Source organism: Pontibacter virosus, assembly GCF_003096355.1.
GTDB lineage: Bacteria > Bacteroidota > Bacteroidia > Cytophagales > Hymenobacteraceae > Pontibacter > Pontibacter virosus.
Genome location: NZ_QEKI01000004.1, coordinates 408,727 through 426,645, shown reverse-complemented (window position 1 = coordinate 426,645; position 17,919 = coordinate 408,727). Strand labels below are relative to the sequence as shown.

7 protein-coding genes and 1 tRNA gene are annotated in these 17,919 nt (G+C 53.3%); 5 read left to right on the top strand and 3 right to left on the bottom strand.

The features are described from left to right. Window positions 1–19: 19 nt before the first annotated feature. A complete protein-coding gene (locus tag C8E01_RS08950) occupies window positions 20–457 on the top strand; it encodes a toxin-antitoxin system YwqK family antitoxin (RefSeq protein ID WP_116543014.1) in 438 nt (145 codons plus the stop codon). A gap of 595 nt (window positions 458–1,052) precedes the next feature. Here the strand turns inward: C8E01_RS08950 and C8E01_RS08945 are convergent. Continuing rightward, window positions 1,053–1,841 (bottom strand): hypothetical protein, encoded by a 789-nt coding sequence (locus C8E01_RS08945; protein ID WP_116543013.1) that lies wholly within the window; start codon window positions 1,839–1,841, stop codon window positions 1,053–1,055. Window positions 1,842–1,934: 93 nt separating this feature from the next. On the opposite strand from C8E01_RS08945, the gene C8E01_RS08940 reads away from it, so the two are divergent. The 4 genes from C8E01_RS08940 (at window position 1,935) to C8E01_RS08920 (ending at window position 16,767) form a co-directional block, all read left to right on the top strand. Beyond that, window positions 1,935–2,846 (top strand): hypothetical protein, encoded by a 912-nt coding sequence (locus C8E01_RS08940; RefSeq protein ID WP_116543012.1) that lies wholly within the window; start codon window positions 1,935–1,937, stop codon window positions 2,844–2,846. Window positions 2,847–4,360: 1,514 nt separating this feature from the next. Further along, a complete protein-coding gene (locus tag C8E01_RS08935; RefSeq protein WP_116543011.1) occupies window positions 4,361–7,603 on the top strand; it encodes an RHS repeat domain-containing protein in 3,243 nt (1,080 codons plus the stop codon). Between the two features lie 125 nt (window positions 7,604–7,728). Then, window positions 7,729–14,274 carry a DUF6443 domain-containing protein gene (locus C8E01_RS08930; protein ID WP_116543010.1) on the top strand — a complete coding sequence of 2,182 codons (6,546 nt, stop codon included), beginning with the start codon at window positions 7,729–7,731 and terminating at the stop codon, window positions 14,272–14,274. Between the two features lie 1,323 nt (window positions 14,275–15,597). Then, window positions 15,598–16,767 (top strand): hypothetical protein, encoded by a 1,170-nt coding sequence (locus C8E01_RS08920; RefSeq protein WP_116543008.1) that lies wholly within the window; start codon window positions 15,598–15,600, stop codon window positions 16,765–16,767. 259 nt (window positions 16,768–17,026) lie between these two features. On the opposite strand, the gene C8E01_RS08915 is transcribed toward C8E01_RS08920, so the two are convergent. Together C8E01_RS08915 and C8E01_RS08910 are read right to left on the bottom strand one after the other, a co-directional pair. Next, window positions 17,027–17,100: transfer RNA gene (locus tag C8E01_RS08915), tRNA-Arg, on the bottom strand. Window positions 17,101–17,169: 69 nt separating this feature from the next. Beyond that, window positions 17,170–17,889: a TVP38/TMEM64 family protein gene (locus tag C8E01_RS08910; RefSeq protein WP_116543007.1), complete on the bottom strand. Its 720-nt coding sequence runs from the start codon at window positions 17,887–17,889 to the stop codon at window positions 17,170–17,172. Between the last annotated feature and the right edge of the window lie 30 nt (window positions 17,890–17,919).

The window sequence follows — 17,919 nt, the reverse complement described above, 5'->3', positions numbered from 1 at the left end:
TTCAATATCGACTATAACAATGGATCAGCTCCAAGAGAGAAAAGGGACATATTATTTAAATAAGAAGCCTTTTAATGGAAAAGCAGTTTCAAAATTTGATAATGGAAATATTTCAGGATTTATCGAGTTTAAAAACGGCATACCAAATGGTAAATGGATTGCATACGGCTATGCAGGCGAGATAGTACAAGAAGGTTCATTTCAACCTATTATTGTAAATAGCAATAATTCGCTTACGTCGGATGATATTAAACGTATAAATCTATGTACTACAAGAGAAGGTGCAATAGAGTTTACTGATGTTTATGTAATTGTTGAAACTAATGGAATCCTTGATAAATCAAGAATGAAAGCCAATGTTAATGCTTTTTTAAAAAGCGAATCAATTTCAATCAAGGGGGACAGTATAAACGAGATTAAGATCGTAAAGGGTGAGATAGATGAAGATCTAATATGAAGAGGCTTTAAAATAAACTGTGTCATCCACGTTGACGCGGACTTGTAGCCCGTTTCCTCAACCAAGTATCTGCATTGCAAAAGCCCATTTCACACAGGATTGGGCTTTTGCTTTTCCACTTATTTATACAGAGCTTAAACTACTGCTATTGAGAGGCTGTTGTCAGGTGAAGCGGGGTTCGTCCGTGTCCTCGGCCGGACTGCACTCCGGCAAGAGCAAGGCTATACAAGCTCGCTCCCGCTCGGCCTTGCTTTTGCCTTCGCTTGCCGGCCTGCGGTACTCCTCACGGTTGTTCCTTTTTTGCTTTTGAAGTTGTTTAGATCCCTGCGGGGCTAAGGCCAAAAAACAAAACCCACAACCCATGTTTTGCTCGCCTGCGGGTCAGCCGCCGCGCAGCCAGCCGCCCACCCTCTCGGGTGTTCTCCTCCTGGCTGGCTCTGGCTTCCGCTCGCAGCGGCTTCGCGCTTTGAATCTTACCCCCAACCCCCGGCATCAACCGGGGGCTTTACTTTTGATACTTTTAAGAGGAAGTTAGATTCTGTAATGTGACAAGTGCTTAATACATTTTATGAGTTAATTATTTTTTATACTTCTTTTATCTAATAATGTACTCCATAAATTCCCTACCAAACTGTGTAATGCTCATATACTCAAAAGGTTCAACACCAATGCCCCCAATACCCGTGTCAACTAACAAGCCTCTCGAAAAAAGCCTTTGTTTGAAGTAAAGGAATTGATCTTCTGTTATATTATAATATGGTGCTTCCAGTCTATGTCTGCCTAAGGTGATCTTTTCATTTTCAGATGCGATCAGATTATTCACTTCATTAATCTCTGCGATTAGAGAAAGATAATTGTTGGCATAACCAGCAGCTTTTAGTTCTCTTTCCGGTTCTAATCGTTCTCTAAGCTGTTCCAACTTATTGTTATGTCTTGCTAGATTTTGCTGAACAGGCTTAAGTTTAATATAGAAGAGGTTGAAATGATGCAAAATCGTGATTTCAGCTTCACTAAGACTTGAAATTAAGTCTAAATAAATCTCAGCACTGTCAATATTGATGCTCGGGCTAAGCATTTGATTGATCAATATATCCCTGAATCTTCTATGTTTTTCCTTAGAACTTGTCTGTACCACCCTCCTTAGCACGGACTCAAATAAGTCGCTAAATTCCTCGGTTTGAAGGATATCAGTGTTTATCGTCTGGGTATTAAAATCTGAATCATCTTTTAGCAAATCTGCAAAGTCGCTAATTCGATTCTTCTTGATCTGGCTTCTATCTGCAAATGCAACTAAATCAAGTGTATTGCCTATGTTCGGGATATCACTAAAGTAGTTTTGCATAACTGCAAGCCTTCGGTCTTTTTTATGGTTGCTATGCTTCATCGCTACATTTTATTTCTCCAAAGTTAATGTCATCATAACTTTACTCAATATTTTAGAGCTGCCTTTATCAAGGGTTTAACCAATACAAATTAAATGGAAATAATATTTCAATCTGGCGAGTTTTATGGCGAGGAAAATTCCTGGATAGGGGATTTCTTTATTACTTCAATAGGTGCATTTTTGGGGTTTTGTGGCGCATTGATTCTTTTTCGTTACCAGCTAAGTGTGGAAAAAGAAAAAAGTGGAAAGGTTGAAAAAGATTCAATAGAGAGAAAGCTCCATTATTTTACCTCGTTGATCCACAAAATAACTGGAGCAAGTAAAGAACAGGCTGATCATTTAAAAACGTTTGATAACTCGTTTAGTGAAGACCCTTTTGAGCTGCCTAGACCGGCACTGGTATCATCTCTGGATATTAGAAGGTTCTCAGAAGGATTGAGCCACGAAGAGTACTATTATGCATACATCAGCAAATTTGGGTTAACAAAATCAACAGTCTATGGATACAGACGCTTGTACTCTTATATTGATTTTCTAAATATGGCTTTCCCGCAGCTTGATGAAGTATACAAACAATCTGTAATTTACCACAACGAACTAAAAAGTGAATACACCGACCTGGTCAATGAAAGTGTACATATGGCAAGAGCATTGGTAAAGCAACTTGTTAATGATGATAAATACAATAGCTTGACTGAGTTTCTGGAAGAGCGACTTCACCGGAATAATGAGAATGCGGCAACTAGTTCAAGCCTTCTTTTAGCGCAGGAAGAATGGGTGGATGCAGTAAGTGAATTTCTAAAGATTAACTACAAAGATGATGAAACCCTAAGTGATTTGAATCAGAAACTGGACCGTATTACAAACGTCTTTATCTTCAAGGAGCAGGCTAATGAAAGAATAAAAGAAATGTTCAAAAAAAGTTGTACTAAAATTGAAGAAGCGCATCAGGGGTTACTTGAAGTATCTTCCAGTTTAGTTTCAACTTATATCTCATATCAATAGCGCTTATGCGACCGCTAAATTTCTTGGCTTTATTTAATTCTTTGAACTATTGCATTCTGATCTTCATAAAACGGATAAACAATGTATAGGCGCTGCTGGCTTATTTTGCAAGAGAATAGAAGAAAGGGTTTACCTCGTAAACTGAATATAATCTGGGCCCTGCATTTCCTTCAGTGTGTCTCCAATGCCAATCTAAGTACGAACTTAGCCTACCACAGAAGTTTCCTCACCCCAAGTTTTACAATTCCATTTCACAGGTAAACCAGCGGCCAATTTGGCAAATTAACGGGGAATCAATGATTGAGACCTCACCATGTACCGTATGGCTGATCATAACACATCCATGCTCAGCTCGTCAATAACCCGATTATTATGCAGAGTGCGGTAAGAAAGCCTCTGCATAATCCTATATGCTAGGTTCAGCAAGGCAGGCCTTCAAGGTCTTTGGTGTCCCCTCCCTAAAGGTCATTTGAGTTTCCCTTATGTCACATACCAGCAACAACGGAATTACAGTAAAGGGTGCTTACTTAGGAGTGCCTGAATCGATAGCCACTCAGATCTGAAAGCTCTAATTTCAGATGCCGGACCTACCATGTATCATGATTCCCTAGTAAGTTTGTATGCCTCATGGCCTACCTAATACGAGCTCCTGCTCGGAGAGAAAGCCTTTTACTACATTCTAGACAGACCGAGATCTTAGCAGTATGTGAAGAGCTTATAGTCTGCAGTAGACTTGGTTATAACAAGCAGGATTTAGGCAATTCAAATCACTTTTGCTATTGTAAGATCATCCAATAGGTCTATATAACATTTTCAGGATTATGTGTAAGCTGGTAGTCATTCACTACATTCCTCTTAAATATTCTTGGCGCAAAAAAAAGGCAAGTTCTGATAAGAAAGGTGCTCAATAGCAGTAATATAACTTAAATAAGATATATAAATATATTAGAACCTATCTGATCAAGCTTAGTATAATTCTGTAAAATTTTGTACACATAATTAGTCAAAACCACATTATGAAAACAATTTCTACTTCAGTTTCAAGCAGTTCTGTTTACCGTTTCGCCACCAATTACAAGCAACAGTACCCGCAGGGCTGCCGGCCCGGCTGTCACCATGCCCTTCTGGTACACTTCAGCATATGCCTATCTAAACAGGTCTGTCCCCTTTAAGAGTTCGCCCTGTATTTCTCGGCTTCAGGAAGTTATTTCGGTTCAGCCTAGCAGTCACATAAACATCATTTTAGAGATCAGAGCGTAACGCGCGAAGTGTCTCAGGAAGGAGCTGAGCGGTTATTCGTCTCTCCAGGGCATAGGTTCTCTGCGCGCGGGCAGGCTGTTTGTGACTGTCTCTACCAGCGCTTTGCGAAACTGTCTTAGCGGGTACAAAATGTTTCAGGATTTAAATCCGACTGGATTGCTAGGAGAGCGGCATAAAGCGAAGGTGCCTCTCAGGCAACGTAGCACCCCGGCCATTGTGCACACAAAATATAGTATGAAAATTAAGACTGAATTATGAAAAATCATTACCCATACTGTGTTCTTTTTCTGTTATTTTTCTTTCTGCCGGGCACTTCACTCGGGCAGCAGGGCAAAGACAACGGAGGAGCCGGCTCTGTGAGCGTGGACAACTTCAACATCGTTCCCACTACACCCGAGGCTGCCAGTTTCGAGCGATTCGGTAAACTGGAGGTCAACGCCTCCTCCGGGGTGCCGAACATCCGGGTTCCACTGCACACCATCAGGTTGAAGGATTTTGACTGGAACGTGGGACTGAGTTACCATGCCAGGGGCTTCAAGGTCGATGATATCGCCGGCAGCGTAGGCCTTGGCTGGAACATCAGCTTGAACGGCATGATCTCGGCCACGGTGCTGGGCCGCTCCGACGTGATCCGTCCCCTGGACGATGTGGAATCCGTGCTCAAGCGGGATCTGGAGCTTGGGGGCAGCTACAGCAGCACAGGCCAAATCGAGTACAACAACTACGATGACAAGCGGCTGGCCGATGAGGCCCTGGACCCGATGGGCAAGAACTACATGCCCGATATCTTCACCCTGAACATCGGGGAGCTGAACCATAAGTTCTTTCTGAAGCCTGTGGATGATTCTATCCCGGCTGATGACACCACCACGGTTCGCTACACCTCCGTCGGCTACACCATGCCAGCCTCCAACACCGTGATCAGGCTGACAAGCATGGTGGACCGCTACAATGAACAGCTCAAGGAAGCTGTCTTCGAGGTGACTGACCCGAAAGGAAACCGGTATTTCCTTAGCGCTAAGGGGGCGAACAGCGTTATTAATCGCTGCGGAACGCAGCGGCTGGCCTACTCTGACCCGAGCTATGTGTTTTACCTTGACAGCATCAGAACGTTCCGAGAGGAATGGGTGAAGTTTCATTACCAGGATGTGACTTACACCTACAGGTACGACAAGACCCCCTCGGAAGTGCGTGCTGAACGTATCTACAACGACTCGCAGTGCAGTGAACTGAACATTGAGTCCTACAACGGCGGGTGCCCTACCATCAGGTTCATTGCGGAGGAGCCGCTCCTGGCTGCGGTGGAGGCATCCGATCGGACGGTGCTGTCTGTGAATTACCGGCTGAGAGCGGATCTTCCTATCAGCTACGGGGCAGACGGCACACCGATCGAGACTGCTGTAAGTGGCTTTGCCGTTTTCAAAGACTCTCAGCACCGGCGCACTTTTGACTTTGAGCAGGGCCATTTTGACGCAGGGCCTGATGCGGATGACAAGCGGCTGCGGCTGGACGCGGTAAAGGAGCTTGATGCGGATCAACAAGACCCCAAACGGTACGTTTTCCACTACAACCCCGAAATGCTGCCCAACCGCTTGTCCCTGAGCCAGGACAGTGCCGGGTACTTCAACGGCAAGAGCAACACCACCCTCATTCCCCGCTTCTCAGACAGGAGGAGCTCACTTTCCGGCACGCAGGCCTGCGTGCTGGAAAAGATCAGCTACCCTACCGGCGGCAGCTCTGTCTTCCGGTACGCGCTCTCAGGGCTGCCGGATAAGGGGCTGGTCGTCTCTGAAATAGAGGACTTCGACGGCAGGGAGACCACACAAAAGCGCAGCTTCAGCTACCGGGAACCAAGGGGCGGGGGGCCGGAGGGTTGGGTGACGGTGGAAGATGCCTATTTTACGACGAGCACGGGCCGCTTCATCTCCTGCCTGGTTCAGAAAGAGCACTCCCATCCCTACGATGAGAACGTGCTTTCGCGGATAGACCGCCCCGACCCCTATTTCGGGAAGGTAGAGGAGGTGTTTGGCGCAGATGGCGAAGGGGGGAAAATCGTGTACCTGTTCACCTGGGAGCGGGTGGCAGGAAGGACTGCCGCCTTTCTGCCCGTCAAGCTTCGCGAAAAACAGACCTACGCCAGGGCGGCCGGTGCTCCGGGTGGGTTTGTGCCCGTGCAGCGTGAGGTTTTTCACCATGGGGCCAGGGTGGCAGAGATCGGTTCCCGCTATGAAGAGCCATCGGGTATAAAGGAAAAGAAAGTGTTTGGTAAAGAGATCGTCATGGTGCATGATGAAACTTTCGCCAACGGGGCCGGATATCCGGCCCAATACCTGCAGCGCCCCTTCGACCTGAGGAGTGTGCCTTTCTACCAGACAGCACATGAGACCTGGCAGTACAGCCCCGACGGAACCAACGAGATATACACCAGCAAGGAGTATCACTTCGACAATGACTGGCACGGAATGCCCACCCGCACGGAGGCCCCGACATCTGACGGAGGGTGGCTGGAGACCGTGACTAACTACCCGGGGGACTACAAGGAAGGGGAGGAGGGAGAAGCCGTCGCCGGTCTTTTGTCCAGGAACAGGGTAGAGGAGCCGGTCGAGACTGTTACCATTTACCATGGGGCGGGGAACGCATCGGAGGGAAGGGTAATTGAGGCGAAGGCAACGGTATTCACAGAGGAGGGGCTGCCGGGACGCCTGTACGAGCTGGGCAACCTGGAAGGGAGGGCGGAAGTGCCCCTGCAGGCGTTCCGGTACTCGAACTCCGCCACAGACGGTTCGCACCCCTATACAGAAGGTTTAACTCCGGAAGAGGATAGGCGCACCGCCTTTAATCCTGATCTCAGGAACTATGAACTGAAGGCGGAGTTCGTCTACGGCAGGTTTGGAACCGCAAATGAAATCCGCGTCACCGACAGGGCGTCCTATGCCTACCTGTGGGACGACGAGCGGCAGCACCCGATCGCCAGCGCTGCGAATGCGATACAGAACCAGGTTGCCTTCACCAGCTTTGAGGACGACCGCGGGGGCTGGGACTATGTCCCAGCCGTCAGTACCGAGAGCCACACGGGGCGCCAGTGCTTCAGCGGGCAGGAGCTCAGAAGCGGGACGCTTCCCTCTGGCGTCTACTTTGTGCAGCTCTGGACCAAGGGGAGCAACGCTGTCAAAGTGAACGGACAGGATCCGCTGACGTCTCTCCCCGCCAACGCGCAGGGGTGGGTGATGGCGGAATGGAAGCTGACCGACCCCGGCGTTATCACGGTATCAAACCCCGTCGGTAACCTGATTGACGAGGTGAGACTGTTTCCAGAAGGGGCGCACATGACCAGCTACACGTACCATCCGCTGTATGGCGTCTCCTCTTCCACTGACGCCAACGGAGTGACAACCTACTTTGAGTACGATGGGCATGGGCGCCTGAAGGCCGTGCTTGACCAGAGCCATCATGTCATCAGGAGCTATGAATACCATTATGCCGGGCCCGGACAGTGAGCATCCGGTTCGGCGGCCTCCAGTTGCCCCGAACTTTTTTAACGCACCTAATGAGAACCTGCTGCGGCACTACACGGTTCAGCTCTGCTTGAGCTGGAATTCGGCGCGGCGCTAAACGACCCCAAATGAGAACACTTTTACAGAAAATTATTTCAGTGGCCGTGTGTACCACTCACCCTGTTGGCAGGGGCAGGATGTTTCCCGGGACGAGCGGGACCATCTTTATTCTTTGGATGCTGTTTTGCATGCTCTCCGGCATACGAACAGCCCATGCCCAGGACGAGACGGGGCATCGGCGATACGCCGGCTTCCAGGAGGAGTTGTCCCGGCTCCGGGAAAGGCTCCTCAAGCCTGTGGAGACAGAAAGCTTCGACCCGGATGCGGAGAGTGCCCGGCAGGCGTGGCTGCGGGCTCTGCAGGCCTACGGCAAAGGGCGTGACTCGCTCCACCGCACATTCGCTGACCGTCAGGTGGCCCGGCAGATCAGCCAGAGGCAGGCCCAGGCGCTACAGGGGGAGACTCAGACGCTGCAAACCATGAGCACGAGCTCCTCGGGCGAGGGGAGTGTGCCGGACGCCGTGGAGCGGCAGGCGCTCGAGGAGCTTTTCAACAGCACCAACGGGGCGGGCTGGAACGCGAAGGCCAACTGGCTTAACGGGACTTCGAGTGCCGACATGGCCACCTGGCACGGGGTGATGGTGCAGGGCGGGGACGTAATAGGCCTGGCGCTCAACGGCAACGGGCTGAGCGGCGAGCTGCCCGCCTCACTTGGCAACCTGGTGGGACTGCAGTATGTGTACCTGCACGACAACGCCCTGTCCGGTTCAATTCCAGCCTCCCTGGGCAACGCGACCTCGCTCTACCACCTCTACCTGAGCAACAACAACCTGACGGGGGCCATACCCTCGGAACTGGGGGGACTTCCCTACCTGACGGACCTGGGGCTGAACGGGAATACGCTGAACGGGGGTATCCCGACCTCTCTGGGCGGCCTTGCCAGCCTGCGCTACCTCTTCCTCAACGGCAACAATCTCAGCGGCGCTATCCCTTCGTCGCTGGGCAACATTTCCGCATTGCGCCAGCTGTTTATGGGCAGCAACCCCCTGACAGGCGCTATCCCGGCCGGGCTGGGGAACCTGAGCCTGCTCCAGCAGCTGGGGCTTGACGGCTGTGCCCTGAGCGGGACTATTCCCGCATCGCTGGGCAATCTTTCCGCACTGCAGTACCTGTACCTGAACGGCAACAGCCTGACCGGCGACATTCCGGCTGCGCTGGGCAGTCTTTCCGCACTGCGCCAGCTGTACCTCCACAACAACACGCTGAGCGGCGCAGTCCCGGCGGAGCTGGGCAATCTTTCCGGCCTGTGGGAGCTGGGGCTGGACAACAACCAACTGGAGGGGGAGCTGCCGGCCTCGATGGCCACCCTTCCCAGCCTCTACTACCTGAGCCTGACAGGCAATGCCCTGACCGCGATACCCAATTTCACCACCGGCCCGAACGCCTCCTCCCTACACGTGGAAGCCTATGGCAACAGGCTGGGTTTCGGTTCGATCGAGGCCAACCTGACGGGGGTGGGCACCACCCCGCTGGCCTACTTCGGCTACGGCGGCCAGGCGCCGCTAGGGCAGCCTGAGACCCGGGAGCTGGCATCGGGCCAGCCCCTGGAGCTGCTGGTGGTGACGGGTGGTACGCGCAACTCCTACCAATGGCAGCGCCTGTTGGAGGGTGCCTGGCTGGACATCGCTGGTGCCACTGGCAGCTCTTTTTCCGTAGCATCTGTTTCCTCCACTGATGCCGGCGTCTACCGTTGCCGCGTGACCAACGAGTGGGCCACGGCCCTTACTCTCTACACCGCCGAGGTGACGGTGACGGTGTCTGCGGCCGGGGAGCCCCTGGCCTCTTCCCCTAGCCGGGAGGTGAACTACGTCATCACCAACACGGCGCAGATCGGAGGGATGACGACGCCGGAGGCGCTGGCACAGGGCACGGTGCGCGAGGTGAGCCAGCAAGTCACCTACTTCGACGGGCTGGGGCGTGAACTGCAGACGGTGCTCACCAAGGCCAGCCCGACCGGGCAGGACATCATCACACCGGTCCGCTATGACGCGCTGGGGAGGGTGGAGAAGACTTTCCTGCCCTATGCGGCGGGCGGGACGGCGGGCTCCTTCCGTCCTGCGGCCGCGGCCGAGCAGGCGGCCTTCTATGACCCGTCCAACACTTTGTTTCCAGACGTGGCCAAAGACGCGGCCCCTTGGGCCGTGCCGGTCTACGAAGCCTCCCCCCTGAACCGGGTGCTGGAGCAGGGCGCGCCGGGCGCCCTGCTCCAGCCGGGCACGGGCCGCAGCGTCAAGCAGGGCCACCGGACCAACCTGGCAGAGGAGGTGCGCCGCTGGGACTATGACCCGGTTTTAGGCTCTTTCTCAAGCCAGGACTTCTACAATGCCGGCACGCTGTACGTAACCGAAACAAGAGACGAGGAGGACGCGCTTACGGTGGAGTACAAGGACCTGCAGGGACGGGTGGTGATGAAGCGCCACGAGACAGAGGTGGTGCCGGAAGGAGCGGAGCTGGGTTCGGTAATCTGCGGAGCGGACCCGGTGCAACACTGGCCCTTCACGCAGGGCTCGCTTACAGAGGCAAAGACGGGACTGGTGGCCACGGGCTCCGGCAGCACGCCAGTAACGGGCAGGCTGGGGGAGGGCATTGGCTTCGACGGCATGGGCGGCCTCTCGGCGGCAGGCGCGGCCTATGACTGGGGGAGCGGGGACAGTTTCACCGTTGAGCTGTGGGTGCGCCGGCAGGGGGCGCCCGCCGACAACGAAGTGGTGCTGGGCCGCGACGACATGGAGTCGGGCGGCACGCTGCACTGGTGGATCGGGCTGGACCCGGCCGGCCGGGCGCGCCTGCAGCTACGCGACAACATTGGGGCGGGGGCTTACCTGGGAGAGGCACCTGATAACCCAACGATCACCGACGGTGCCTGGCACCACGTGGTGGCCGTGCGCGATGCGGCCTGGCTCAGGACAAAGCTCTACGTAGACGGCGTACTGGTAGAGGAGGAGACTGTCTCCTCCCCGGAGGGCTTTGCCAGCCAGGCAGCCCTGAACATCGGCTGGCTCAATAGAAGCAGCGGGTACCGCTTCCAGGGCGGGCTTGACGAGCTCTCCTTCTATGACAGAGCCCTCAGCGCCCGGGAGGTGGCCGCCCGCTTCGCCTCGGGCAGCTCCGAACCCGCCTGCCTTTCGGTTGAGCCGGAGCCCGGACTGGCCGACACCCACTACGTCTACGACGATATGGGCAACCTGCGTCTGGTGATCCAGCCCGAAGGCTACCGCAGCCACCAGCCCCAGTCGGGAGGTGACGGCACTGTCACGCTTGACAAGAGTTTTATAACGGACTGGTGCTTCCGCTATGAGTACGACGGGCGCAGGAGAATGATCGAAAAGCAGGTGCCAGGGGCCGGGCCGGTGGAGCTGGTCTACAACCGGCGCGACGAGGTGGTCTTCCAGCGGGACGCCGTGCAGGCGGCGGCCGGAAAGTGGGCCTTCACCAAGTATGACGCGTTGGGCCGCCCGGTCGTGACGGGCGTACTGGATAAGCAGATCGAACGGTCTGCGCTACAGGACGCGGTTAGCAGTACCGCGCAGCAGTTTGAGACGCGGGACAGCTCTGGCGAAGGGTACTCGCTCAACGATTCCTCCCCGGCAGGGGTGGCGGTCACTCCAGATGACGTGTTGACGGTCACCTATTACGATGACTATGACCACGCGGCCTTTACCCAGGACTATGATTTCACGCCAGCGGTGGGCGTGACAGCCCGCAACGAGCGGGTGAATGGGCAGGTGACGGGCACCCGCACGCGGGTGCTGGGCAAGGAGGACTGGCTGGTGTCAGTCAACTACTATGATGACAAGTACCGGCTGGTGCAGTCTGTCTCGGACGGCTATCTGGGCGGAGCAAAGCAAGTGGCTTCAGAGCGCATGGCCACCCGCTACGACTTCGTGGGCAGAGCTCTGGTGACGCTTACCTCCCACCAGGACGGCACCCACATGGTGCGGGACACCATGGCCTATGACCACATGGGGCGCCTGGCAAGCCACTGGCAGTCCATTGACGGCCGGGAGAAGGTGCTGCTGGCTGAGCGGGGCTACAATGAGCTTGGCCAGGAGACGGCGAAAAGGCTGCACCGGAACGTTGACGGTTCTTTTCTGCAGCAGGTGGACACGCGCTACAACATCCGCGGCTGGCTTGCCTCAATCAACGACCCGGGGCAGGTGAGCCAGCAGGGGGACCTGTTCGGATTCGTGCTCAGCTACAACACGGGCATGGAGCTTGGGGCGCAGGGGCAGTTCAGTGGCAACATCTCGGAGATGCGTTGGGCCACGGCCTCGGACGAAAAGCTGCGGGGCTACGCCTACGCCTACGACCGGGCGGGTCGCCTGACGTCAGGGGCTTTTCGTGCAAAGAGTGCGGCAGGCTGGGATGAAGAGCAGGACCACTACACGGTGGACGGGCTTTCCTACGACGCCAATGGCAACATCCAGCGCCTGGTACGCCGTGGACTGACTACGGGGAGCCCTTACGACAGACAAGACCCTGCCAGGTCCTGGGGGGAGGTAGACCGCCTGAGTTACCACTACGCGGGCAACCGCTTGGTGGGCGTGGACGATGAGGCCACGGCCACGGGGCCCGCAGGGGACTTCCGAGACAACGGCAGCGTGTACGCTGCCGCCGAGCCGGAGTACGGCTATGACCCCAACGGCAACCTGACGAGCGATGCTAACAAGGGCATCACGGCCGTGCGCTACAACCACCTCAACCTGCCTGACAGCGTGGCGCTGGGTGCAAAGGGCCACATCAAATACATTTACACGGCCTCGGGGGAGAAGCTTCGTAAGGAGGTGCACGAGGCGGCCAGACCGGCGGTGGCCACCGACTACGCGGGGCTGTTCGTCCACCAGGCAGACACGCTCTTCGCCCACACTCCGGAGGGGCGGGCGCTCTACGAGCCGGCAACGGACCAAGTGTGGCGCTACGAGTACCACCTGAAAGACCACCTGGGCAACCTGCGCGTGAGCTTTGTCGAGGAGGTGACCACCTCATCGCAGGCGACCATGGAGATGATGGCCGCGCAGCAGGAGGAGGCCGAGTTCGGCCACGTGGCAGAGACGCGCCACCTTGACCGGGGCCGCTCCCGCTCGGGCTCACACGCGGCCCTGCTGGGCGCCGGACGCAACAGGCCGCTGGGACCGAGCAAGCGCCTGATCGTGCGGGCGGGTGACATCGTGAAGGCTGAGGCCTTCGGTCTGTACGAGGAGGAGGTGCGCGGCAACAAAGGCCTGAGCCTGGCCTCCTGGCTCTTAGGGGCGGCCAGGGCCGGCGTGGGCACGGTAAGTGAGCTGGGTACGGGCAACGGCAAGGCGCTCCCCTACATCGGGGCGGGTATTGCAATAGTCCCGCAGGTGCTGCAGAAAGAAAAGGGAGCGCCTGTCGCCTACATGCGCTATATTGCCTATGCCAAAGACTCCTCTTACCTGGACTCGGGCTACCAGCTGCTCACGAGGCAGGCTAACGGACAGTGGGAGAAGCTGGAGCTGGAATACACAGCCCAGCAGGACGGCTTTGTGGAAGTGTTCCTGGCAAACGAGAGCTACGAGGCGGCCTGGTTCGACGACATGGGCGTGAGCCAGACCCAGCCGATGCTCGTGCAGGAGAACCATTACGACCCATGGGGCCTGAACCTGGTGGGCATCGAGAAGCAAGGGACGCCGGACCACAAGTTCCAGTACAACGGAAAGGAGAAGCAGACTGAGCTCGGGCTGAACTGGATGGACTACGGAGCTAGGATGTATGACGCCCAGATTGGCAGGTGGCATGTGGTAGATCCGTTGGCGGATCAAATGCGCAGGCACTCACCTTACAACTACGCCTTTGATAACCCGATCAGGTTTATTGACCCAGATGGGATGATCAGTACAGACGTTGTACAGAAAGAAGATGGGACTTATAAAGTTGTTGGAGGAAATTTAAACGATGGTGATAGAGGAATATATGTTGTTGATGGAGATGGTAAACGTACTGGTGAAAAAATTGGAAACTCAGCCACTATGTATTCATTCTATAACGATGATAAGCATGACCCGGTAGATCAACAGGGGTGGAAAGGTACCATTGATGTAAACTCTACAGAAGGTTCTGACTTTATTAATGATATAAGAAGTAATGAGCCGGGTCTTGTGAATTATATGGCTAACGCAATATCTGGAGGAGATTATGATTTAAAAAGATTAGATGAAAACGGAGTTCCTCTTAGTAAAAATGACGAAAGGTATAATGATCGTGAATACCATCATAGGGGTTCCCAATACGGAACTGAAAGTGACGGAACCAAAATATACGGATCTGCTAGAGATTTTGGTAATTATGCTGCTGGATATATAGCGGGTGTAAACAATATTGGATGGAGTGCTGCGAAAATTGCTTTTAATGGTTTAGAACAAATTTATAGTGGCGGTAAAAGTGAGGGGCTTCAAAGTGTGAGTGCTCAAAGGCTAGGGCATAGAGAAGGCGCTCAAATTGGAAGGGCAAGAGCAGCAGCTAGAGGGCGAGCTTTACAAACATTGAAAAGAAATTATCCTGAAATATTTTATCCAAGAGGAGCTACAAAATAACAGTAAGCATGAAAAAGCAATATTATATTTTTCCCATCTTCATCATATTGTGTTTATATTACTTTTTAGATTATAAAAGGAGTTTTGTACACAATAAAGATAAAACGGAGTACATTACGATCTGGAGAAAGCTAGGAGGGCAGACCTATATTATTCCCGGGAAGTATTATAGTATACTGCCCCCAAGCGCTAATTATATAAAGACATTAAGCTCCGCCAAGTTATATGTGATTTGGAACACTAGTGATGAAAATAGAGATATTGCTTTATATGTATATTCATCGTTTATACAACTGAATGATTTAGATGGAAGAGTTATGTTAGTTAATAGCTATAAGGATTTTTTTTATAGATATGGGGAATTTAATAAATCAACGAAGAGCAATATAATTAATACTAAGTATGATTTTGATTTGATTGATATAGGGTGTTTAAATGTACTTTTTACTTTGCTTCCTTGTCCTTCTAATTAAATTTCGCATGCTGAAAATTAATGTGGAGTAGAAACGTGTAAAGCTGAGTTCATGTGCTGCTCCCTCGCTATGGCGGCTTTGTATCCCATGCCCTCATTCCTGATTAATAGCAGTATCCTTTTCCACTCTGGATTAGGCTTTTGCGTTTACCGTCTACTCTCAGAACAAAAGCTAATACCAATAGAAAAGTCTAAGCAGGTAGAGCGGGGTTCGTCCGTGTCCTCGGCAGGACTGCACTCCGGCAAAAGCAAGGCTGTACAAGCTCCCTTCGGTCGGCCTTGCTTTTGCCTTCGCTTGCCAGCCTGCGGTACTCCTCACGGCTGTTCCTTTTTTGTTTTAAGAGTTGTTTAAAACCCTGCGGGGCTAAGGCCAAAAACAAAAACCACAGCCCGCGTTATGCTCGCCTGCGGGTCAGCCGCCGCGCAGCCAGCCGCCCACCCTCACGGGTGTTCTCCCCCTGGCTGGCTCTGGCCTCCGCTCGCAGCGGCTTCGCGCTAGATCTTGCCCCCAACCCCCGGAATCAGCCGGGGGCTTTTTGTTTATAGCTGGTGCCATACCTTATGGGTAAAGCTATACCTATACCTTATAGCAGGCGCTATACCTGATGGCAGCTGACTGGCCAGCGGCACGAAAGGTCAAGGGGTTTTTCCGGCCCCTTCCACCCTAGGAGCCTTGCCTTGTGAAAGGGAAGAGTATTTTCAATTCCTTTCTTGCCTATGTAAGTTGCAGTGCAGCATGATTTATTGAAAAGTAGACGTAATGTCCTATCTTGTAGGAGCGTTACCCATCCATTTTTTGGGAGCACTGCATCAAAAACCAGCTACCTTTTCGAAGAAAACAAAACTACTTTATGCGCTACCTGCTTTCGTCCCATTTCAGAGTCTGTTTTTACCTTCTAACCTTCCTTCTGCTTTCTTTTGCATCGTTTGCCCAGCAAACCAAACAGTATCTGCCGACCGGAGCACCGGAGGCCGGGGAGATGCTGCGCGAGATGATCGCCTGGCAGGACAGCCTGCGGGTAATCGATTACACATTGCAGGACTCCTCTCGCCTGCATGCTTCACTTGACAGCCTGCGGCAGCTGGGCGAGGAGGGGAAGGCGCTGGCACGAAGAGTTGACAGTCTCTCACAGGCTGTAGCAGGGGAGTCGGTGCTGCCTGAAGAGCTGAAGGAGGTGAGTACGAGACTGGAGCACCAGCTGCAGGAGGGAAGGGAGACCCTGGCCGCCCAGCTCCAGCCCGAGGAGCTCGAACAGGCCCTGCAGCAGTTGGAGGAGGCCGGGCGGAAGAGCACTGCTACACGGCTGCCCCAGTCCCCCGCGATGGGGCAGCTGCCCGCTTCGCAAGATGAGCTGAAGGCAAAAGCCAGGCAGGCGGCGCTGAAGGCGGCAGGGGAGCCCTTTACCGAATCCTTCGACAAGCTGGGGCAGGCGCATGCCGATTTCGACAAGTACAAGGGCCGGGCAAGCAAAGTGGAGAGCATGAAGGACATGCGAAAAGGCATACTGGGACCCAACCCGCTCAAAGGTAAGCACTGGACGGAGCGTCTGGTGGTGGGCAGCCTCTGGCAGGCGGGTAAGCAGGAGCGCTTCTTCCTGGACCTGGGGCCGACGGTGGCCTGGCGCTTCTCGGAACGTCTTTCGGCTGGCTTAGGCGGGCAATACCGCCTGCACCTGAGCGTGAAGGAAAAGCCCTTTGTAGGCGGCGCGGAGCGGGTGGGGGGGTACAGCCTCTTTTCAGACTTCCAGATCAAAAGCGGCTTTTTTGCACGGCTACAATACGAAGGCTTAAGTGCGCCGGTGGCGCACATGGATCCCCTCACGCAGGAGGAGACGCTTGGTCGAGAATGGGTGTCTGGGCTGTCGGCGGGGCTGGGCAAGGACTACACCCTCTACAAAAAGCTCAGGGGCTATGCGCTTCTGCAGTACAACCTGTTGCACGAGAAGGACCGCGCCCCATACCTGCACCCCCTGCAGGGCCGCGTCGGCTTCTTCCTCTATGGCAGCGATATTTTCAAGTGATTTTACGCAAGATTAAGCACTTACAATTTCATAGGCATCTTATTCTGTGAATGGCAACAAGCTTGCTTAGTGTTGGTAAGTCAAATCACATTTTAAGTTAATGAAGTTTGTTCGTTATAATTTCTAAATTTTTTGAGCGAAATAGGAAGAGATATAAAGGGCGGGATAATTAGCTCTTGAACAGGAAATCTGTGTGCAAATTGTGTGCACATAAAAAAAGCCACTTGACGATTTTATTCGTAAGTGGCTGATTTTCAAGTGGTCGCGAAGGGAGTCGAACCCCTAACCTTCTGATTCGTAGTCAGATGCTCTATCCAGTTGAGCTACGTGACCATTTTCCGTTATGGTGATGCAAAGTAAAGGCCTTTTTTCTTGCGATGCAAGCCCCAGAGCGAATTTTTCTCAATTTTTTGCCGTCGCTTTCCGAAGCGCCCTCTTCAGGGCATGGTCAAAAATAAAGTATAACCCGCCTATTGATATGATTACCAGCGCGATCATCAACAGTTGACTTCCTTTGTTGCTGCCGGGGTCCTGCAGTAATTTTATGACATCGCTGGCCTGCGTACCCACCCAGAAGAAGAAAAGTGTGCGCGGCAGCATCCCCACAATGCTTGCTAAAAAAAATCGGGTCTTGTCAACCTGTAGCAGCGAGAGTACGAAATTCATAAGGGCAAAGGGCAACACAGGCGAAATGCGTGTCAGAAAGATCAGGCTCCAGCTTTGGTCGCGCAGCTCCTGCATCAGGTACATTGTTTTTTCAAAGCGATTGAGGAAAGACATCATTTTGCCATGGTCGATGAGGCGGGCCAGGGTATAGCCGATAAGCGAAGCGATGCCGTAAGACACCACTACACCCGCAAAGCCAGGCCAGCCGAGGTAAAAGCCGCTCACCAAAGCCACAAACGTAGTTGGGGTGAGGGCCAGTGACATGGTAAAGGAGATCACGACAAAGTAGAGGAGCATCTGCGGCCAGCTCAGGTCCTGTAGCAGGGTTTCGTTCTGGTACAGGTATACAGCGGCCGAAGAGCTGACAACCAGCGGCACGATGACCAGCAGCAGCATGGAAATAAACGAAGGCGCGTTTTCCCGTATAAAAGTCCGCAGCATGGACAGTTTAGGCATAGTAGGCGTTTTAGTCAAAGATAGAGCCTT